The organism is Streptomyces sp. NPDC127100 (assembly GCF_042724095.1).
Taxonomy (GTDB): Bacteria; Actinomycetota; Actinomycetes; order Streptomycetales; family Streptomycetaceae; genus Streptomyces.
This window is the reverse complement of sequence record NZ_JBHXFL010000002.1, coordinates 91,274-109,922: the sequence shown is the minus strand read 5'-3', so window position 1 is coordinate 109,922 and position 18,649 is coordinate 91,274. Positions and strand designations below refer to the sequence as shown.

22 protein-coding genes and 1 tRNA gene are annotated in these 18,649 nt (G+C 69.7%); 9 read left to right on the top strand and 14 right to left on the bottom strand.

The genetic code is table 11. The features are described 5' to 3' along the window. The first annotated feature begins 44 nt into the window (after window positions 1–44). The 4 genes from bcp (at window position 45) to ACFWJB_RS03310 (ending at window position 1,879) form a co-directional block, all read left to right on the top strand. The gene (gene bcp, locus ACFWJB_RS03325; protein WP_385461368.1) at window positions 45–512 is read left to right on the top strand and encodes a thioredoxin-dependent thiol peroxidase; all 468 of its coding nucleotides are present in this window, start codon (window positions 45–47) and stop codon (window positions 510–512) included. A gap of 128 nt (window positions 513–640) precedes the next feature. Next, the gene (locus ACFWJB_RS03320; RefSeq protein WP_386919960.1) at window positions 641–1,291 is read left to right on the top strand and encodes an HNH endonuclease signature motif containing protein; all 651 of its coding nucleotides are present in this window, start codon (window positions 641–643) and stop codon (window positions 1,289–1,291) included. A gap of 350 nt (window positions 1,292–1,641) precedes the next feature. Continuing rightward, the gene (locus ACFWJB_RS03315) at window positions 1,642–1,830 is read left to right on the top strand and encodes a hypothetical protein (protein ID WP_386920263.1); all 189 of its coding nucleotides are present in this window, start codon (window positions 1,642–1,644) and stop codon (window positions 1,828–1,830) included. Then, window positions 1,796–1,879 (top strand) — tRNA-Leu (locus ACFWJB_RS03310). The genes ACFWJB_RS03315 and ACFWJB_RS03310 overlap by 35 nt, the downstream gene beginning before the upstream one ends. A gap of 53 nt (window positions 1,880–1,932) precedes the next feature. Here the strand turns inward: ACFWJB_RS03310 and rdgB are convergent. The 4 genes from rdgB to ACFWJB_RS03290 form a co-directional block, all read right to left on the bottom strand. After that, a complete protein-coding gene (gene rdgB, locus ACFWJB_RS03305) occupies window positions 1,933–2,535 on the bottom strand; it encodes an RdgB/HAM1 family non-canonical purine NTP pyrophosphatase (RefSeq protein WP_385461377.1) in 603 nt (200 codons plus the stop codon). Between the two features lie 52 nt (window positions 2,536–2,587). Further along, the gene (locus tag ACFWJB_RS03300; RefSeq protein ID WP_385461380.1) at window positions 2,588–2,995 is read right to left on the bottom strand and encodes a hypothetical protein; all 408 of its coding nucleotides are present in this window, start codon (window positions 2,993–2,995) and stop codon (window positions 2,588–2,590) included. 151 nt (window positions 2,996–3,146) lie between these two features. After that, complete coding sequence (rph, locus tag ACFWJB_RS03295) at window positions 3,147–3,884, bottom strand: ribonuclease PH (RefSeq protein ID WP_385461383.1); 738 nt, start codon at window positions 3,882–3,884, stop codon at window positions 3,147–3,149. Window positions 3,885–3,982: 98 nt separating this feature from the next. Beyond that, window positions 3,983–4,216: a PTS glucose/sucrose transporter subunit IIB gene (locus ACFWJB_RS03290; RefSeq protein ID WP_356196196.1), complete on the bottom strand. Its 234-nt coding sequence runs from the start codon at window positions 4,214–4,216 to the stop codon at window positions 3,983–3,985. Between the two features lie 206 nt (window positions 4,217–4,422). On the opposite strand from ACFWJB_RS03290, the gene ACFWJB_RS03285 reads away from it, so the two are divergent. Beyond that, complete coding sequence (locus tag ACFWJB_RS03285) at window positions 4,423–5,718, top strand: PTS transporter subunit EIIC (RefSeq protein WP_386919956.1); 1,296 nt, start codon at window positions 4,423–4,425, stop codon at window positions 5,716–5,718. A 215-nt stretch (window positions 5,719–5,933) separates the two neighbouring features. After that, on the top strand, window positions 5,934–7,184 hold the full coding sequence (locus ACFWJB_RS03280; protein WP_385461390.1) for a PTS transporter subunit EIIC: 1,251 nt from the start codon (window positions 5,934–5,936) through the stop codon (window positions 7,182–7,184). Window positions 7,185–7,259: 75 nt separating this feature from the next. Here ACFWJB_RS03280 and ACFWJB_RS03275 read toward each other — a convergent pair whose 3' ends face one another. Then, window positions 7,260–8,012, bottom strand: coding sequence for an MBL fold metallo-hydrolase (locus tag ACFWJB_RS03275; RefSeq protein ID WP_385461393.1), 753 nt, complete (start codon window positions 8,010–8,012; stop codon window positions 7,260–7,262). A gap of 202 nt (window positions 8,013–8,214) precedes the next feature. Here ACFWJB_RS03275 and ACFWJB_RS03270 point away from each other — a divergent pair, with 202 nt between their 5' ends. Further along, window positions 8,215–8,673, top strand: coding sequence for a type II toxin-antitoxin system PemK/MazF family toxin (locus ACFWJB_RS03270; RefSeq protein WP_385461396.1), 459 nt, complete (start codon window positions 8,215–8,217; stop codon window positions 8,671–8,673). 4 nt (window positions 8,674–8,677) lie between these two features. Here the strand turns inward: ACFWJB_RS03270 and ACFWJB_RS03265 are convergent, their stop codons facing one another. The 7 genes from ACFWJB_RS03265 to clpS all read right to left on the bottom strand — a co-directional run bounded on the left by ACFWJB_RS03265 (window position 8,678) and on the right by clpS (window position 13,450). Next, window positions 8,678–9,628, bottom strand: a complete 951-nt coding sequence (locus ACFWJB_RS03265; protein ID WP_385461399.1) for a PLP-dependent cysteine synthase family protein — start codon at window positions 9,626–9,628, stop codon at window positions 8,678–8,680. Window positions 9,629–9,633: 5 nt separating this feature from the next. Beyond that, window positions 9,634–9,921 carry a MoaD/ThiS family protein gene (locus tag ACFWJB_RS03260; RefSeq protein WP_239766340.1) on the bottom strand — a complete coding sequence of 96 codons (288 nt, stop codon included), beginning with the start codon at window positions 9,919–9,921 and terminating at the stop codon, window positions 9,634–9,636. A 100-nt stretch (window positions 9,922–10,021) separates the two neighbouring features. Further along, window positions 10,022–10,117: a putative leader peptide gene (locus tag ACFWJB_RS03255; RefSeq protein WP_385461403.1), complete on the bottom strand. Its 96-nt coding sequence runs from the start codon at window positions 10,115–10,117 to the stop codon at window positions 10,022–10,024. 79 nt (window positions 10,118–10,196) lie between these two features. Further along, a complete protein-coding gene (locus tag ACFWJB_RS03250) occupies window positions 10,197–10,619 on the bottom strand; it encodes a Mov34/MPN/PAD-1 family protein (protein ID WP_385461406.1) in 423 nt (140 codons plus the stop codon). A gap of 83 nt (window positions 10,620–10,702) precedes the next feature. After that, complete coding sequence (locus ACFWJB_RS03245; protein ID WP_385461409.1) at window positions 10,703–12,130, bottom strand: amino acid permease; 1,428 nt, start codon at window positions 12,128–12,130, stop codon at window positions 10,703–10,705. A 352-nt stretch (window positions 12,131–12,482) separates the two neighbouring features. After that, entirely contained in the window at window positions 12,483–13,091 is a 609-nt protein-coding gene (locus tag ACFWJB_RS03240; protein ID WP_385461413.1) for a DUF2017 domain-containing protein, read from the bottom strand. Window positions 13,092–13,132: 41 nt separating this feature from the next. After that, the gene (gene clpS / locus ACFWJB_RS03235; RefSeq protein ID WP_385461416.1) at window positions 13,133–13,450 is read right to left on the bottom strand and encodes an ATP-dependent Clp protease adapter ClpS; all 318 of its coding nucleotides are present in this window, start codon (window positions 13,448–13,450) and stop codon (window positions 13,133–13,135) included. A gap of 180 nt (window positions 13,451–13,630) precedes the next feature. Between clpS and ACFWJB_RS03230 the strand changes: the two genes are divergently transcribed. Both ACFWJB_RS03230 and ACFWJB_RS03225 read left to right on the top strand, forming a co-directional pair. Next, on the top strand, window positions 13,631–14,977 hold the full coding sequence (locus ACFWJB_RS03230) for a nicotinate phosphoribosyltransferase (protein ID WP_385461419.1): 1,347 nt from the start codon (window positions 13,631–13,633) through the stop codon (window positions 14,975–14,977). A 96-nt stretch (window positions 14,978–15,073) separates the two neighbouring features. Then, complete coding sequence (locus tag ACFWJB_RS03225; protein ID WP_385461422.1) at window positions 15,074–15,661, top strand: nicotinamidase; 588 nt, start codon at window positions 15,074–15,076, stop codon at window positions 15,659–15,661. Window positions 15,662–15,671: 10 nt separating this feature from the next. Here ACFWJB_RS03225 and ACFWJB_RS03220 read toward each other — a convergent pair whose 3' ends face one another. Both ACFWJB_RS03220 and ACFWJB_RS03215 read right to left on the bottom strand, forming a co-directional pair. Next, window positions 15,672–15,995, bottom strand: a complete 324-nt coding sequence (locus ACFWJB_RS03220; RefSeq protein ID WP_385461425.1) for a hypothetical protein — start codon at window positions 15,993–15,995, stop codon at window positions 15,672–15,674. 134 nt (window positions 15,996–16,129) lie between these two features. Continuing rightward, on the bottom strand, window positions 16,130–18,481 hold the full coding sequence (locus tag ACFWJB_RS03215; RefSeq protein WP_385461428.1) for an immune inhibitor A domain-containing protein: 2,352 nt from the start codon (window positions 18,479–18,481) through the stop codon (window positions 16,130–16,132). Between the last annotated feature and the right edge of the window lie 168 nt (window positions 18,482–18,649).

Sequence of the window (18,649 nt, the reverse complement as noted above, 5' to 3'; positions counted from 1 at the left end):
CCTGCCCGAGCCGCACTGTCAGGACCCCCCGATACCCTGGATCGATGAGCGAGCGACTCCAGCCGGGGGACCCGGCCCCCGCCTTCACCCTCCCGGACGCCGACGGCAACGAGGTGTCCCTGGCCGACCACAAGGGCCGCAAGGTCATCGTCTACTTCTACCCTGCCGCGCTTACCCCCGGCTGCACGAAGCAGGCGTGCGACTTCACGGACAACCTGGAGCTGCTGGCCGCCGCCGGCTACGACGTGCTCGGCATCTCCCCCGACAAGCCGGAGAAGCTCGCGAAGTTCCGCGACACCGAGTCCCTGCGGGTCACCCTCCTCGCCGACCCGGACAAGAAGGTCCTCGACGCGTACGGAGCCTTCGGCGAGAAGAAGAACTACGGCAAGACCTACATGGGCGTCATCCGCTCCACGATCGTCGTGGACGAGGCGGGCAACGTCGAACGCGCCCTGTACAACGTCCGCGCCACGGGTCACGTGGCCAAGATCATCAAGGACTTGGGCATCTGAGGTCCCCTGCGGGGCCCGTACCGGCCTACGCCGGTACGGGCCCTTCCGCATGCCGTGCGTGACGGTCCGATAAACGGTTCGTTACTCCGTACGAGGCTGCGAACGTGCGGCCGGGACGGAGGGGCGTGATGGGGACGAGCGCGTACAGCCGGGAGCGGCTGGAGGAGGCGGCCCGGGGGGCGAGAACGCTGTCGGAGGCGTTGGTACGGCTGGGGGTGGACCCGAAGAGCCCGACACGGCGGTACGTGCTGGGGCGGATGAGGAAACTCGGCGTGGACGTGTCGCACTTCCAACGCGAGGGCGCGAAGTGGACCAGAGAAGTCCTCGAACCGGTGGTCGCCTCGTCCACGAGCGTCAACGAGGTCCTGCGTCGTCTCGGTCTCGACCTGGTGGGAGGCCACCACACGAACATCTCCCGGCGTATCTCGGCGCACGGCATCGACACCTCGCACTTCACGACCGCCGTCCGCACCGAACGGCAGAGGGAAGACCGGCGCCGCCGAACCGCGGGGGAGATCCTCGTCGAGGCGACTTCGGAGCATGCCAAGCGCGTACCGGGGAGCCGACTGAAGAGGGCGATGCTCGAACTCGGCATGGTAGAGCGTTGCGCGCTCTGCGGGATCGAGCCGATGTGGCTCGGGGAGCCACTCCCGCTCGAGGTCGACCACATCGACGGCGACTGGCGGAACAACCGGATCGAGAACCTTCGGACGCTCTGCCCCAACTGCCATGCGGCGACGGACAATTACCGAGGCCGCGGCAAGGGGCGTACCTCGTGACGGGCAGCAGGCGACCTCGGCCCTCGGAGGGCGAGTTGCGGGCGGCGATCGCCGGCGCGGTCTCCCTGGCGGAGGCTCTGCGCCTCCTGAATCGTCCTGGCCATGGTTCGCAACGCGCACAGCTTCGGAAGTGGATCGCCGAGCACCAGATCTCGACGTCGCACTTTCTCGGGCAGGCACACCAACGAGGGAAACCGGGCACCACGACCAAGCCGCCGGAAGAAGTGCTCGTCAAGCACAACGGCCCTGGCCGGAATTCGACCGAACGCCTTCGCCGAGCGCTCCTCGCTGTCGGTGTGGCCGAGAAGTGCGTCCGCTGCGGCACCGGGCCCGAGTGGCGGGGGAAGCCGATGACTCTGGAGCTCGATCACATCAACGGTGACTGGACCGACGACCGACGCGAGAACCTGCGGTTGCTGTGTCCCAACTGCCACGCGACGACCGGCACCTGGTGCAGGGGACGCGCAAGGCGACGTGCGACTCCCGGTACGATGTCAGACGCTGGCGGCGGTGGCGCAATGGCGACGCAGCAGACTTAGGATCTGTGGCCCCTGACCGGGCTTGAGGGTTCGAATCCCTTCCGCCGCACACAAACGGCCTGCGATTCCAAAGAGGATGCGCAGGCCGTTGTCATAGGCGTCTCACCCCAGCAGCTCCCGCACCGCCGGTACCAGGGCGCGGAAGGCCTTGCCTCGGTGGCTGATCGCGTTCTTCTCCGCGGCCGTCAGTTCCGCGCAGGTGCGGGTCTCGCCGTCCGGCTGGAGGATCGGGTCGTAGCCGAAGCCGCCCGTGCCCGCCGGGGCGTGGCGGAGGGTGCCGCGGAGCTGTCCCTCGACCACGCGCTCCGTGCCGTCGGGCAGTGCCAGGGCGGCCGCGCACGCGAAGTGCGCGCCCCGGTGCCCGTCGGCGATGTCGCCGATCTGGGCGAGGAGGAGGTCCAGGTTCGCCTTGTCGTCACCGTGGCGTCCCGCCCAGCGGGCGGAGAAGATGCCGGGGGCGCCGTTCAGGACGTCGACGCAGAGGCCGGAGTCGTCGGCGACGGCGGGGAGGCCGGTGGCCCGGGCGAGGGCGTGGGCCTTGAGGAGGGCGTTCTCGGCGAAGGTGACGCCGGTCTCCTTGACGTCGGGGATCTCCGGGTAGGCGTCCGCGCCGACGAGGTCGTGGGGCAGGCCCGCGTCGGCGAGGATGGCCCTGAGTTCGGTGATCTTTCCGGCGTTGCGGGTGGCGAGGATCAGGCGGGTCATGGGGCCCAGTATCCCGGACGCCCCCGGGGCCCTTTCCCCGCGGCGGCCCTCGCTAGGGCGTGCACACCTTCGTCAGTTCGCCGGCCGCGTCGGTGACGGGGCTGATGTCGGGGGTGTTGTCGCCGTTGCGGACGGACGTGCGGATGTTGTCCACGGCCTTGCCGAGGTCGTCGACGGCCTTGTTGACGTCGGCGTTGTCGGTGCGGTCGCCGATCCGGTCGAGGTCCTTGTCTATGGAGTCGAGGGACTCCTCGAGCCGCGTCGGGTCGTCGGACGCGTTCTCCACGGCCTGCTGGAGCGAGGTGACGCTGTCGGCGATGGCGTCGGCGGTCTGGACGCAGTCGAGTGCCTTGCCGACGGCGTCGCAGCCGGTGGTCAGGCCCACGGTCAGGGCGGCGGCCGTCAGGGCTGCGGCGGCGTAGGCAGTGCGGCGACGGCGGCTGCGTCGGGTCGCGGCCATGGGTCTCGGTCCTCCCCTTGGGACGGGGCCGGTCGGCCCGTGTGCGGTGCGGCGCGGGGCGTACGGCGGTGTGGCCGTACGCCCGTACTGCCGAAGACGCGGTGGCGGGCGGTCGAGTTGCGCGCCGGGCGTTGTTTTCTTGGCGTCCTCTTTACCGTTCGAGGGTGGTGGCGAGTGCCTTGCGCTGCAGCTCGGCCAGTTCCGTGCAGCCGGCGGTGGCGAGGTCGAGGAGGGCGTTGAGTTCGTCGCGGGCGAAGGGTTCGGCCTCGGCGGTGCCCTGGACCTCGACGAAGCGGCCGTCGCCGGTGCAGACGACGTTCATGTCGGTGTCGGCGCGGACGTCCTCCTCGTAGCGGAGGTCGAGGAGCGGGGTGCCGCCGACGATGCCGACGGAGACGGCGGAGACGGTGCCGGTGAGGGGCTTGCGGCCCGCCTTGATCAGCTTCTTGCCCTGGGCCCAGCCGACGGCGTCGGCCAGCGCGACGTAGGCGCCGGTGATGGCGGCCGTGCGGGTGCCGCCGTCGGCCTGGAGGACGTCGCAGTCGAGGACGATGGTGTTCTCGCCGAGCGCCTTGTAGTCGATGACGGCGCGCAGGGAGCGGCCGATGAGGCGGCTGATCTCGTGGGTGCGGCCGCCGATGCGGCCCTTGACGGACTCGCGGTCGCCGCGGGTGTTGGTGGCGCGGGGCAGCATGGCGTACTCGGCGGTCACCCAGCCTTCTCCGCTGCCCTTGCGCCAGCGGGGGACGCCTTCGGTGACGGAGGCGGTGCAGAGGACCTTGGTGTCGCCGAAGGAGACGAGGACGGAGCCTTCGGCGTGCTTGCTCCAGCCGCGCTCGATGGTGACGGGGCGGAGCTGTTGGGGGGTGCGGCCGTCGATTCGTGACATGCGGGTGAGCCTAGCGGCCCATGCGGAAGGGGCCTTCCCCGCTGCGGAGGACCGCTGCGGGGAAGGCCCCTGGCCGGTGCACCGGTGTGGGCCGGTGGTCACATCATGTCTTCGATCTCCGCGGCGATCGGGTCGGCGTCGGTGCCGATGACGACCTGGATGGCGGTGCCCATCTTCACGACGCCGTGGGCGCCGGCGGCCTTGAGGGCGGCGTCGTCGACCAGGGCGGGGTCGTTGACCTCGGTGCGGAGGCGGGTGATGCAGCCTTCGATCTCGTCGATGTTGTCGATGCCGCCGAGGCCGGCGACGATCTTCTCAGCCTTGCTGGCCATGTTCCTTCTCCCTGATCCGAACCGCTTTGTCGCAGTAACCCACAGTTGGCCCATCTTCGCGAGCGTTCATGCGGTGTGTACCGAATGATGGCGTCACGACGGCGGAACCGTCTCATTTGGTCTACACCACTGTGGGGACGGCCGCCAAACCGCCTCCTGCCCGAGGGGACTTCCAGGCGGCCGGACGCAGACCGGATGGAGACCGGATGAGTGCCGAGAGCGCGGTCAGTCCTGCGCGCGCCCGCTGGAACAAGGGGTTCCAGGGTCTGCAGAAGATGGGCCGCAGCCTCCAGTTGCCGATCGCGGTCCTGCCCGCCGCGGGCATCCTCAACAGGCTTGGGCAGCCGGACGTGTTCGGGGCCGACGGCCTGGGGTGGACGGACGTCTCGAAGGTGATGACGGGCGCGGGCGGCGCTCTGCTCGACGGTTCGCTGGGGCTGCCGCTGCTGTTCTGCGTGGGCGTGGCCATCGGGATGGCGAGGAAGTCGGACGGTTCGACGGCGCTGGCGGCGGTGGCGGGGTTCCTCGTCTACTTCAACGTGCTGCGGCAGTTCCCGGAGGACTGTCCGGAGGGGTCGAAGGCGATCCCGCAGGTCGGCTGTCAGGTGACCGACGGTTCGGGCACGGTGACGGCGTTCGTCTTCCAGAACCCGGGGGTGTTCGGCGGGATCGTGATGGGGCTGCTGTCGGCGTACTTCTGGCAGCGGTTCCACCGGACGAAGCTGGTGGACTGGCTGGGCTTCTTCAACGGCCGGCGGCTGGTGCCGATCATCATGGCGTTCGTGGCGATCGCGTTCGCGGCGCTGTGCCTGTGGGTGTGGCCGCCCATCGGTGACGCGCTGGAGAGCTTCAGCGACTGGCTGAACGGGATCGGCGCGTGGGGCGCGGGGGTGTTCGGGCTGGCGAACCGGGCGCTGCTGGTGATCGGGCTGCACCAGTTCCTGAACGTGCCGACGTGGTTCCAGTTCGGCAGTTTCACGAAGCCGGACGGCACGGTGGTGCACGGCGACATCAACATGTTCCTCGCGGGCGACCCGGACGCGGGCCAGTTCACGTCGGGCTTCTTCCCGATCATGATGTTCGCGCTGCCGGCCGCGGCGCTGGCCATGACGCACTGCGCGAAGCCGCACCGCCGCAAGGAGGTCGGCGGTCTGATGCTGTCGGTGGCGCTGACGTCGTTCGTGACGGGCATCACGGAGCCGCTGGAGTACTCGTTCCTGTTCGTCGCGCCGGCCCTGTACGCGGTGCACGCGGTGCTGACGGGTGTGTCGATGGCGGTGACGTGGGCGCTGGGGGTGCACGACGGGTTCAGCTTCTCGGCGGGGCTGATCGACTACGTCATCAACTGGAACCTGGCGACCAGGCCGTGGCTGATCATCCCGATCGGCCTGTGCTTCGCGGCGGTGTACTACATGGTCTTCCGGTTCGCGATCACGAAGTTCGACCTGAAGACGCCGGGGCGCGAGGCGGAGGACCAGGTCGAGGACGTCACCAAGGTGTAGGCGTCACGTATCCTGGGTGCGTGGTCTTGCGAAGGCCCCCGGACTTCTCGTCCGGGGGCCTTCGACGCGCTCTCCGGGGGTCTGACCTGGGCGGCTCGATCGGCACTGCGCGTAGTGCCGCGGTAGCGGAAGAGCGGGTTCCTCACGCGGCCTTCATCGTGCTACAACAGGTCTACACCACTCAGTGGTGTAGACCATCACCCGATGGAGGACTTATGAGCACCGCCACCGCAACGGCGGCCCCCGCAAAGAAGCGGGGACAGGGCCTTTTCCAGGGCCTGCAGAAGGTCGGCCGCAGCCTGCAGCTCCCGATCGCCGTACTGCCGGCAGCGGGCATCATGGTCCGGCTCGGCCAGAAGGACATCTTCGGTGCGGACGGCCTGGGCTGGGACAAGGTCGCCGCCGTCTTCAACAACGCGGGCGGTGCCCTCACCGGCTCGCTGCCGCTGCTGTTCTGCATAGGCGTGGCCATCGGCTTCGCCAAGAAGGCGGACGGCTCGACGGCCCTGGCCGCCGTGGTCGGCTTCCTCGTCTACAGCAAGGTCCTCCAGGCCTTCCCGGTCACCGAGGCGGTGGTCCAGAAGGGCGAGGACATCGCCGCGACGTACAACGACCCCGGTGTGCTCGGCGGCATCATCATGGGTCTGCTCTCCGCCGTGCTGTGGCAGCGGTTCCACCGGACGAAGCTGGTGGACTGGCTGGGCTTCTTCAACGGCCGCCGGCTGGTGCCGATCATCATGGCCTTCGTCGGCATCGTCGTCGGCGTCTTCTTCGGCCTGGTCTGGGAGCCCATCGGCACCGGCATCTCGAACTTCGGCGAGTGGATGACCGGCCTCGGCTCCGGCGGCGCCGCCCTGTTCGGCGGCGTGAACCGCGCGCTGATCCCGGTCGGCATGCACCAGTTCGTGAACACCGTGGCCTGGTTCCAGCTCGGCGACTTCACCAACTCCGCCGGTGAGGTCGTGCACGGCGACATCACCCGTTTCCTGGCCGGCGACCCGAACGCCGGGCTCTTCCAGGCCGGCTTCTTCCCGATCATGATGTTCGGCCTGCCGGCCGCCGCGATCGCCATCGCCCACTGCGCCCGCCCGGAGCGCCGCAAGGCGGTCCTCGGCATGATGGTCTCGCTCGCCCTGACCTCGTTCGTCACCGGTGTGACCGAGCCGATCGAGTTCTCGTTCATGTTCATCGCGCCGGTCCTGTACGTCCTGCACGCGGTGCTGACGGCCGTCTCGATGGCGGTGACCTGGGGCCTCGGGGTGCACGCCGGCTTCAACTTCTCGGCCGGCTTCATCGACTACGCCCTGAACTGGCACCTGGCGACCAAGCCGTGGCTGATCATCCCGATCGGTCTGGTGTTCGCCGCGATCTACTACGTGACGTTCCGCTTCGCGATCGTCAGGTTCGACCTCAAGACCCCGGGCCGCGAGCCCGAGGAGGAGGTCGAGGACCTCACCAAGGCGTGAGGTCCCGCCACCCGGCACGACGAGGCCCCCGGAGCATCCTGTTCCGGGGGCCTCGTCGTGTGCGTCGCGCTCTCGTCAGATCCGGTACACCGCGCCCGGCGCCGCCACGTCCACCGGGCCGTCGTAGACCTCGCGGGCGTCGGCCAGGTTCACCTGCGGGTCGGTCCACGGCGGGATGTGGGTGAGGACCAGGCGGCGGGCACCGGCCCGGCTCGCGCTCTCCCCCGCCTCGCGCCCGTTGAGGTGCAGGTCGGGGATGTCCTCCTTGCCGTGCGTGAAGGCGGCCTCGCACAGGAACAGGTCGGTGTCCCGGGCGAGTTCGTCCAGCACGGGGGTGACGCCGGTGTCGCCCGAGTACGTCAGCGACCGGCCGCCGTGCTCCACGCGGACGGCGTAGGCCTCGACGGGGTGGGCGACGCGCTCGGTGTGCACGGTGAAGGGGCCGACCTCGAATGTGGACGGCTTGACCGTGTGGAAGTCGAAGACCTCGCTCATGGACGAGGCGGAGGGGGTGTCGGCGTAGGCGGTGGTGAGCCGGTGCTCGGTGCCCTCGGGTCCGTAGACGGGGAGGGGCTCGCAGCGGCCGCCGTCGTGCCGGTAGTAGCGCGCCACGAAGTAGGCGCACATGTCGATGCAGTGGTCGGCGTGCAGGTGGCTGAGGAAGATCGCGTCGAGGTCGTAGAGACCGCAGTGGCGCTGCAGCTCGCCCAGGGCGCCGTTGCCCATGTCGAGGAGCAGCCGGAAGCCGTCGGCCTCGACGAGGTAGCTCGAGCAGGCCGATTCCGCGGACGGGAACGACCCCGAGCAGCCGACGACGGTGAGCTTCATGAAGCAGAAACCTCCGCTGCGGGTATGGGGAGACGGGGGTCGTGCGGTCCGTCGAGCGTAAGGCGCAAAACCTTGGGTCGCTCCTCCGCCAGGGGCCGTTGTGGGCGAACTCACCTGTGGTGTCACCGGTTCGGCTGGAAGTGGGGCGCCCGGGACCACTGAGGGGCGCGCGGTGCGGGCGCGCGCCGGTAACGTCTGCGGTATGGACACGTCCTGGTGGCTCGCCCTCGCCGCGGTGGTGCTTCTCGCGCTCGTGGCCACGGTCGTCGACGGCTGGGGCCCGGGGCGGCGGCGGCCCGCCGGCAGCCGGCGCCCGCCGGGACGCCCCCGGGGCCCGCGCGACCGGGCCGTGCGGCCGCGGCCGGCGGAGATCTGGTGGGCGAACGTGCCCTTCGAGGACGTCCGGGGCGCGAAGGACCGGCCCTGTCTGGTGATCGCGGTGCGCGGGCGGCAGGTGCTGGTCGCGAAGATCACCAGCAGGCACCGGGAGGGGCGCCCCGGGGTGATCCCGCTGCCGCCCGGCTCGGTCGGGGACGGACAGGGGCGGGCGAGCTACCTGGAGACGGACGAGCTGCGCCGGGTCCCGGTGGGGGACTTCCGGCGCCGGGTGGGCGAGGTGGACCCGGCCCTGTGGGACCAGGTGCGGCACCTCGCCCGGTGAGACGTCAGGCCCAGAGCTGGCCGTGGAGGGTCTCGATGGCCTCTTCGGTGGTGGCGGCGGTGTAGACGCCGGTGGAGAGGTACTTCCAGCCGCCGTCGGCGACGACGAACACGATGTCCGCGCTCTCCCCCGCCTTGACCGCCTTCCTGCCGACGCCGATGGCGGCGTGCAGGGCGGCGCCGGTGGAGACGCCCGCGAAGATGCCCTCCTGCTGGAGGAGTTCGCGGGTGCGGGTGACCGCGTCGGCCGAGCCCACCGAGAAGCGGGTGGTGAGCACGGAGGCGTCGTACAGCTCGGGCACGAAGCCCTCGTCGAGGTTGCGCAGGCCGTAGACCAGGTCGTCGTAGCGCGGTTCGGCGGCGACGATCCTGACGTCGGGCTTGTGCTCGCGCAGGTAGCGGCCGACGCCCATGAGGGTGCCGGTGGTGCCGAGGCCGGCCACGAAGTGGGTGATCGAGGGCAGGTCGGCGAGGATCTCGGGGCCGGTGCCGGCGTAGTGGGCGCCGGCGTTGTCCGGGTTGCCGTACTGGTAGAGCATCACCCAGTCGGGGTGCTCGGCGGAGAGTTCCTTGGCGACCCGCACGGCGGTGTTGGAGCCGCCCGCGGCCGGGGAGGAGATGATCTCCGCGCCCCACATGGCGAGGAGGTCCCGGCGCTCCTGCGAGGTGTTCTCGGGCATCACGCAGACGATGCGGTAGCCCTTGAGCTTGGCGGCCATGGCCAGCGAGATGCCGGTGTTGCCGGACGTGGGCTCGAGGATGGTGCACCCGGGGGTGAGACGGCCGTCCTTCTCCGCCTGCTCGATCATGTGCAGGGCGGGGCGGTCCTTGATCGAGCCGGTCGGGTTGCGGTCCTCCAGCTTGGCCCAGATGCGGACGTCGTCGGACGGCGAGAGCCGCGGCAGGCGCACCAGGGGGGTGTTGCCCACCGCGGCCAGCGGGGAGTCGTACCGCATCCCGATCAGGCCATACCGCCGGCGACGGCCGGCAGGATCGTGATGCTGTCGCCGTCGGCGAGCTTGGTGTTGATGCCGTCGAGGAAGCGGACGTCCTCGTCGTTCAGGTAGACGTTGACGAAGCGGCGCAGCTGGTCGCCGTTCGCCTTGTCGATGAGTCGGTCCTGAATGCCCGTGTGCCGGGTCTCGAGGTCGGCGAAGAGCTCGGTGAGGGTGTCCCCGTTGCCCTCCACCGCCTTCTGGCCGTCGGTGTACTGGCGGAGGATGGTCGGGATGCGGACCTCGATGGCCATGGCTGAGGGCTCCTGTCGGAAGGTGTCGTGGGTTCGGTGGGGCGCGCTGCGGCACGCGGCGGCCCGCCGCGGCTCACGGCCGGACGGCGGCAGCGGACGATCAACAGATGGCGCTGTTCAGCCTGCACAGGTCGACGTGCAGCCGCGCCACGAGCAGCGTGCCCGGCGGCTTTTCGCTCACGTCGAGATGAACCATGAACTCATCGTATCGATTCCCGGTCCGGCCCCCGGAGTGTGATCTCACCCTTCGGACGTTTTTCATCCGCGATACGAGATCAGTACGCCTCCACCACCTTGACCTCCTCCTCCGTGACCTCCCCTTCCAGGATCCGGAACGAGCGGAACTGGAAGTCGCCCGCGCCGTCGGTGTCCGCGGTGGAGACGAGGACGTAGTGGGCGCCGGGTTCGTTGGCGTAGGTGATGTCGGTGCGGGAGGGGTACGCCTCGGTGGCCGTGTGGGAGTGGTAGATGATCACCGGCTCCTCGTCGCGGTCGTCCATCTCCCGGTAGAGCTTGAGCAGATCCTGCGAGTCGAACTCGTAGAAGGTGGGCGAGCGGGCGGCGTTGAGCATGGGGATGAACCGCTCCGCGCGGCCGGCGCCCACGGGACCGGCCACCACGCCGCACGCCTCGTCGGGGTGGTCCTCGCGCGCGTGGGCGACGATCTGGTCGTACAGGGCCTGGGTGATGGTCAGCATGCGGCCAGCATAAGCAGAAGGGCCGATCCGTACCGGTGGGTGGTACGGATCGGCCCATATGCCGGACATTCGGGGAGGAGAGGTCAGCCGACCTTCTCGAACTCCGGCTCGCCGCGGCGGTCGGTGATCTGCGGGTTGCGGGCCTTGAGCACGAACCAGCCGATGCCCAGGGCGGCGGCCCAGCCCGCCATCACGTACAGGCAGATCCGCGAGTCGGCGTCGTAGGCGATCAGGCCGGTGACGAAGAGCAGGAAGGCGATGGCGACGTAGGAGAAGACCGAGCCGCCCGGTGCCGGGAAGGAGGAGGCGGGCAGCCGCCCCGCGACCACGTGGCGGCGGTAGAGGACGTGGCTGACCAGGATCATCAGCCAGGTCCAGATGCCGGCGGCGGTGGCGACGGAGGTGACGTAGCCGAAGGCCTTCTCCGGGACGATGTAGTTCAGCACCACGCCGATGCCCATGAAGAAGACGGAGACCGTGATGCCGAACGCCGGGGTCTTGGTCGACGACAGCCGGCTGAAGACCCTGGGCGCCTCGCCGTTGTCCGCGAGGGTGCGCAGCATCCGGCCCGTGGAGTACATGCCGGAGTTGCAGGAGGACAGGGCGGCGGTGAGCACGACGAAGTTGACGATGCCGGCGCCGGCCGGGATGCCGATGACCGCGAACGCCTTGACGAAGGGGCTGACACCCTCGGCGAACTCGGTCCACTTGACCACGGCCAGGATGACGGTGAGGGCGCCGACGTAGAACAGCGCGATGCGCCACGGCAGGGTGTTGATCGCCTTGGGGAGGGTCTTCTCGGGGTTCTCCGACTCACCGGCGGTGACGCCGACCAGCTCGACGGCGAGGTAGGCGAACATGACGCCCTGGAGGGTCATCAGGGACGAGCCGATGCCCTTGGGGAAGAAGCCGTCGAACTCCCACAGGTTGGAGACGGCGGCGGTGTCGCCGGCCTGGCTGAAGCCGAGGGTGAGCACGCCGACGCCGATCACGATCATGCCGATGATCGCGGTGACCTTCACCATCGAGAACCAGAACTCGATCTCGCCGAAGAGCTTCACCGAGATCAGGTTGGCCGCGAACAGCACGACCAGGAAGACCAGGGCGGAGACCCACTGCGGGATGTCCGGGAACCAGTAGTGGATGTAGATGGCGGCGGCGGTGAGTTCCGCCATGCCGGTGACCACCCACATCAGCCAGTACGTCCAGCCGGTGAAGTAGCCGAAGAAGGGGCCGAGGAACTCGCGCGAGTACTCGGCGAAGGAGCCCGAGACGGGTCGGTAGAGCAGGAGCTCGCCGAGCGCCCGCATGATGAAGAAGATGACCACGCCCGCGAGGGCGTACATGAGGATGATGCTGGGGCCGGCCTTGGCGATGTTGGCCCCGGCTCCCAGGAAGAGGCCGACGCCGATGGCGCCGCCGATGGCGATCATCTGGACCTGACGGCTGCCGAGCCCGCGCTCGTATCCCTCTTCGGGGGCCTTCTCCGTGTCGACCTGCGCAGAGGTCATGTGTGGTGCGCCTTTCTCCATGCCGACCCGGGCCTGTCGTCGGCCGCGGATCGGGTCTCGATCCCCCCGGATGATGGAGCTGAGCGGGCCTCGCGTACCGCTCGTGCCTGGCCGGCGGTCCGCCGGCTCGGTGGCGCACCCGGCCGAACATTCGGGTGGTGTTCGCCGGGCGGTCGTGAAGATTTACCACGGCCGCAGCACTGATCACAGGGGGCGCCTGTGACGTGTCCCACAGGCAGAAGCGGACAAAAGAACGCCGGAGGGTGCAAAGAAGGGCGCGGGTTTGACGCGATCGTTATCCGGATTTGAGGCTCCGCTGAGCGGACAGATGAGCCTCACCGAACGGGACGGATCAGGGCATAAGGGTCGCGACGAGCGTCTCCTGGAGCCCGCCGAGCCACAGGTACGCCATGACCATCGGCTTGCGCGGGTCCTCGTCGGGGAGCCGGAAGAGGAGGTCGGAGTCGTCCTCGTCGGCGATCTCCAGCCGGGAGCCGATCGCCAGGCGCAGGTCGTTCAGGGCGCCCAGCCACTGCCGGGACTCGTCCGGCGACAGCTTCAGCACCGCGCCGTCCTCGCCCGCCGACTCGGACGCCAGGGCGTCCAGGGCGCGGATCACCGCCAGCGCGTTCTCACGCTTGCCGGCGCGCAGGTCGTTCTCGGTGTAGCGGCGGAACTCGGCGGAGTGCGCGCGCTGCTCCTCGGCCTCCCGGGCCTGCGGCGTCTCCTCGGGGTCCCCGTAGGCGTCCGGGAACAGGCGGCGCAGCACCGGGTCGGAGGGCGGCTCGCTGGGGCCCTCGGCGAAGAGCTCCGCGAGCGGGTCGTCGGAGGCGTTCTCGGCCGGGCCGGGGCCGATCAGCTCCAGGAGCTGGACCGCCAGCGAACGGATGATGGAGATCTCGACGTCGTCGAGGGCGACGGCCGCGCCGCCGCCGGGGAGCGGTTCGAACTGTCCGGGCATGGAGGTGATTCAGCTGCTTCCGTCCTGCGGGCGGGCGTCGGTCATTTCCGGTCCTGCTGGAGAGTGGCCCACAGGCCGTAGCCGTGCATGGCCTGCACGTCCCGTTCCATCTCCTCGCGGCTGCCGCTGGAGACGACCGCCCGGCCCTTGTGGTGGACGTCGAGCATGAGCTTGGTGGCCTTGTCCTTCGAATAGCCGAAGTACGCCTGGAAGACGTAGGTCACGTAGCTCATGAGGTTGACGGGGTCGTTGTGCACGATCGTCACCCAGGGCACGTCGGGCTCGGGTACGGCGAAGACCTCCTCCGCCGGCTCGGTCTTCTCGATCTCCATGGGTGCGGCTGCCGTCACAGAGCCCATGCTGCCACCACAGGGGGGCACCCGCACAAACGGGCCCGCGGGCCGCGCCGCACGACCTTAAATCGTCAGACTGACGAAATGGGGGTAGCATCTGTCGTCGTGCTCAAACACGCCCGGGGACCTTCCCCGGAGCCCCGGCCTGCCCGGGGACGCCCGGAAAGTCACAGCTAGGAGAGTTCGGTGGACGTAGCGGACCTTGGGCTGCCGGTGGACGTGCCCTCCACGGCGCTCTTCACGGACCAGTACGAGCTGACCATGCTCCGGGCCGCCCTGGAGGCGGGCACGGCGGGGCGGCGGAGCGTGTTCGAGGTCTTCACCAGGCGACTGCCGAACGGGCGCCGCTACGGCGTCGTGGCGGGCACCGGCCGGGTGCTGGACGCGGTGGAGAACTTCCGCTTCGACGCCGGTGTCCTGCGCTTCCTGCGCGAGAAGGACATCGTCGACGACGCGACCCTGGACTGGCTCGCCGACTACCGCTTCAGCGGCGACATCTGGGGCTACCCGGAGGGCGAGGTGTACTTCCCCGGCTCGCCGATCATGCGGGTCGAGGGCACCTTCGGCGAGTGCGTGCTGCTGGAGACGGTGCTCCTGTCCATCCTCAACCACGACTCGGCCATCGCCGCCGCCGCCTCCCGCATGGCCTCGGCCGCCGGTGACCGGCCGCTGATCGAGATGGGCGCCCGCCGCACCCACGAGCTGGCCGCGGTGGCCGCCGCCCGCTCCGCCTACGTCGGCGGTTTCGCGACCACCTCCGACCTGGCCGCCGGCTTCCGCTACAACATCCCCACCGTCGGCACCTCCGCCCACGCCTTCACCCTGCTGCACGACACCGAGCGCGACGCCTTCCGGGCCCAGGTGGACGCCCTCGGCGGCGACACCACGCTGCTCGTGGACACCTACGACGTCGCCGAGGCCGTCCGCACGGCCGTGGAGGTGGCCGGGCCCGGACTGGGCGCCGTGCGCATCGACTCCGGCGACCTGCTGCTGGTCGCGCACCGGGTGCGGCAGCAGCTCGACGAGCTGGGCGCCACCGGGACGAAGATCGTCGTCACCTCCGACCTGGACGAGTACGCCATCGCCTCGCTGGCGGCGGCGCCCGTGGACGCCTACGGCGTCGGCACCCAGCTCGTGACCGGGTCCGGGCACCCCACGGCCTCCATGGTCTACAAGCTCGTCGCCCGTGCGGAGTCCGGCGACGCCGGGGCGCCGCTGGTGCCGGTGGCCAAGAAGTCCAGCGGCGGCAAGACCTCGATCGGCGGCCGCAAGTGGGCCGCCCGGCGCCTGGACTCCGCCGGCCACGCCGAGGCCGAGGTCGTCGGCACCGGTCCGGTCCCCGCCGGCCTGGCCGACCGGCAGCTGCTGGTCCAGCTCGTCAAGGGCGGCGAGGTCGTCGCCCGCGAGCCGCTGGACGTCGCCCGGGACCGGCACGCCGCCGCGCGCGCCAACCTGCCGCTGTCCGCCACCCAGCTCTCCCGGGGGGAACCGGTCATTCCGACGGAGTACGTCCACGAGGGCTCGGGTAGCTAATGCTGGTGCGACGCGACAAGGCCCGCACCACCCGTCCGACCACGTCCCCCCTGCCCCCGCCGACCCCGTAGTCGACCCAGTCGAAGGACACCGCCCATGCGCCGCGCCCTGATCGTCGTAGACGTGCAGAACGACTTCTGCGAGGGAGGCAGCCTCGCGGTGACCGGCGGTGCCGACGTGGCCGCCGCCATCACCGAGCTGATCGGGCAGGCGCCCGCCGGCTACCGCCACGTCGTGGCCACCCGGGACCACCACATAGCGCCCGGCGGCCACTTCGCCGACAACCCCGACTACGTCCACTCCTGGCCGGCGCACTGCGTCGCCGGCACCGAGGGCGTGGGCTTCCACCCGAACTTCGCCCCCGCCGTCGCGTCCGGCGCCATCGACGCCGTCTTCGACAAGGGGGCGTACTCGGCGGCCTACAGCGGCTTCGAGGGCACCGACGAGAACGGCACGTCGCTCGCCGACTGGCTGCGCGACCGGCAGATCGACGAGGTCGACGTCGTCGGCATCGCCACGGACCACTGCGTCCGGGCCACCGCCCTGGACGCCGCCCGGGAGGGCTTCCGCACGCAGGTGCTGCTCGACCTGACCGCCGGAGTCGCCCCGCGGACGACCGAGCGGGCGCTGGAGGAGCTGCGGGCGGCGGGCGTGGAGCTGTCGGGGAAGCCGGTCGTCCAGTAGGCCGGCCGTCCTAGGTCTGTGCCGCCGGGCGGCCGAGCAGGGCCCGGATCGGGTGCCACAGCTCCTGGACGAGGGCCCCGCCGACGGGGGCCGTGCGCCATATGAGGCCGTCGGGGTGGTGCAGGACCGCCGTGATCTCGTCCGGGGTGGGCGGTGCCGCGTTGCCCCGCAGGTAGACCGCGCGCAGACCCAGGTTGCGCAGCCTGGTCAGGGCGCGCGCCCGGTTGCGGGCGTGGACGAGGACGCGGACGTTGCCCTCGGCGGCGGGGCTGGGCAGGTTCAGCGCCACCACCACGGTGCCGTTCGGCAGCTTGCAGAAGCCTCCTGCGGCCATGCGGTCATACCCCCGTGTCGGTCGGTGCGGGTTCCGGTGTCAATAAGCGAGCCACAGGACGCACCTAAACACGGATCGGCGGCGACCCGCCAGGGGGTCGCCGCCGATCACGCGCTGACCTGCGCAGATACTACTTACCTACCTGCGGAGCCCACCTCGAGCTCGATCGTCGAGCCGTCCTTGGCCTCCTTGAGGATCTTGACCTGGGTGTTGGTGTCAGTGATCTTGACACCGCCGGTCGGGTTCGCCGGGTCGTAGTAGGTGTTCTTGCGGTCGTTGAAGACCGAGACGCCCTTCGAGCCCGGGAAGTACTTCGCCACGTCCGCCTTGTGCAGCGTGATGGCGTCCGTGCGGTACAGGCTGAACGGCGAGTCGTACGCCTGGATGCGGTTGCGCATCAGGGTGCCGTCCTTCCACTTCATCGCGGTCGGGTGCGAGTCGATGGGCAGGACCAGGCCGGTACCGGGGTGCTGGCTGGTGTTGTTGTCCGCCTGGGAGGTGTCCCACTTCCAGATCAGCAGGCCGTTCTGGTACGGGTAGTGCTCCACCCAGTCCGGACGCTCCGTGAAGCCGAAGTTGTACGGACCGGTCTGCAGCGTCTTGTCGTACGACACGTACTGCCGGTTCTCGGCGATGTAGTACTGCGCGTAGTCCTTGGTGAAGGACGCGCCCTGCCGGGTGAAGCCGTTGGCGGTCCACGCGGCGTCCGCGGTCTCGACGTCGTCCGCGAAGACGACGGCGCCGTCGGCCGTCAGCGTGATCTGGTCGGCGGCGAAGCCCTTCATGGCCAGACCACCGTCGGTCTGGTAGCGGAAGCGCAGGTCGAACTTCTTGCCGGCGTAGGCGTCCAGCGGGTAGACGAGCTTGCCGTAGGCGTCGACGGAGGCGCTCAGCGCGGGCTTGTCGCTGCCGTCGCGCTCGATCGGCCGGCCGTCGAACGTGCCGTCGAGGGCCGTCCAGTTGGCGCCGCCGTCGGTGGACACCTCGGCGTAGAGGTAGTCGTAGTTGGCCTCGATGTCGTACCAGGCGTCGAGGGACAGGGCGGCCGACGTCTTGCCGGTCAGGTCGACGCTGCGGGTCAGCGTGTTCTTGAGGTCGTCACCGCTGCCGCTCCACCACTGGGTCTGGCCCTGGGCGGGGGGAACGATCTCGGTGGTGACCGCCTTCTTCGGCAGCTCGACGACCAGGCCCTGCTTGTGCTTGGTGTTGTACTCGGCCAGGCCCAGCTTGTGCCAGGAGTTGACGCCCGCCTTGGCGGTGTCGTAGTTCAGCCAGCCCAGCTGGAGCTTGTCCCAGGCGTTCATGTCGCCGGGCAGGTCGCCGATCTCGTTGCGGCCGGTGCCGAGCCACGAGCCGGACGACATCAGCGTCCAGAAGCCGGTGGAGTTGTCGCCGCCGGCGGTGTCGTAGAGGTCCGGCAGACCGAGGTCGTGGCCGTACTCGTGGGCGTAGACGCCGAGTCCGCCGTTCTCCGGCTGGATGGTGTAGTCGCCGACCCAGATGCCGGTGCTGCCGATCTGGGCGCCGCCGAGCCGGTTCTGCGCCGGGCCGGTCGCGCCGGCGTCGGTGCCGAAGGCGTACCAGCGGTGGGCCCAGATCGCGTCGGTGCCCTGGACGCCGCCGCCCGCGGACTCGTCCTCGCCGGCGTGCACGATCTGGAAGTGGTCGATGTAGCCGTCGGGCTCGTTGAAGTCGCCGTCGCCGTCGAAGTCGTAACGGTCCCACTGGTCGAAGCGGGCGACGTCGGCCTGGATCTGGGCGTCGGTGCGGCCGGCCGCCTTCTGCTGGGCGACCCAGGCGTTCAGACCGTCGCTGACGACGTTCCACACGCTCGGGCAGTTGGTGTCGCCGCAGGCGTTGTTGCCGTACCGGGCCTCGTTGTACGGGACCTTGACCCAGTCGGACACCTCGCCGTCGACCGAGTAGCGGCCCGAGGACTGCTTCTCGTAGTACGTCTTGACGGAGTTGACGCCGCTGCCGGAACCGAAGTACAGGTCCTGGTAGTGCTGCTGGTCGTAGTCCTCCTGCCAGGCCGTGGAGTTGTCCTTCTTGCGGTTCGGCTTGGCTATCTGGTTGTGCAGCGGGCCGGCGTCGCCGCCGTAGCGGCTGTCGACCTTGTCGCCGAACTCGACCAGGATGGTGAAGATCTTGTCGGTCTTCTCCCGGCCCAGTTCGACGTACTTGGCGTCGCCCTTCTTGCTCTTGAGCTGGACGACGTTGGAGCCGTCCTTCTTCTTGACCGAGGCCTTGCCCGCGATGACCTGGTTCAGCGCCTCCTGACGCTGCGCCTCCTGGGTCTTGCTGAGCGGGCCGTCGAGGTCGTGCGAGTCCACGCCCGTGGCCGGGTGCGGGTCGTTGCCCTCCGAGGCCGCCGGGCGGACGGGTACGTCCGCGTAGGCCACGGTGGCGGTGGAGAGCGTGGCGCCCGCCGCGGCGAGCGCGACGGCGGTGGCCGCCGTTCTGAACGTCCAGGATCTACTGGTCACTTGAGTTCCTCCCCCGCGTCCACGCGCGCGGATCGGGGGACCAGGGCATGGCAAAGTCCGCGCACACGTGCTCAACGCGTGTATTCAAGTGACGACATTTGACTAGAGGTTCGCGGGAAAAGACAGACCTTGACTTGAGCAGAACAAGTGCACTATGCGGAGTCGCCG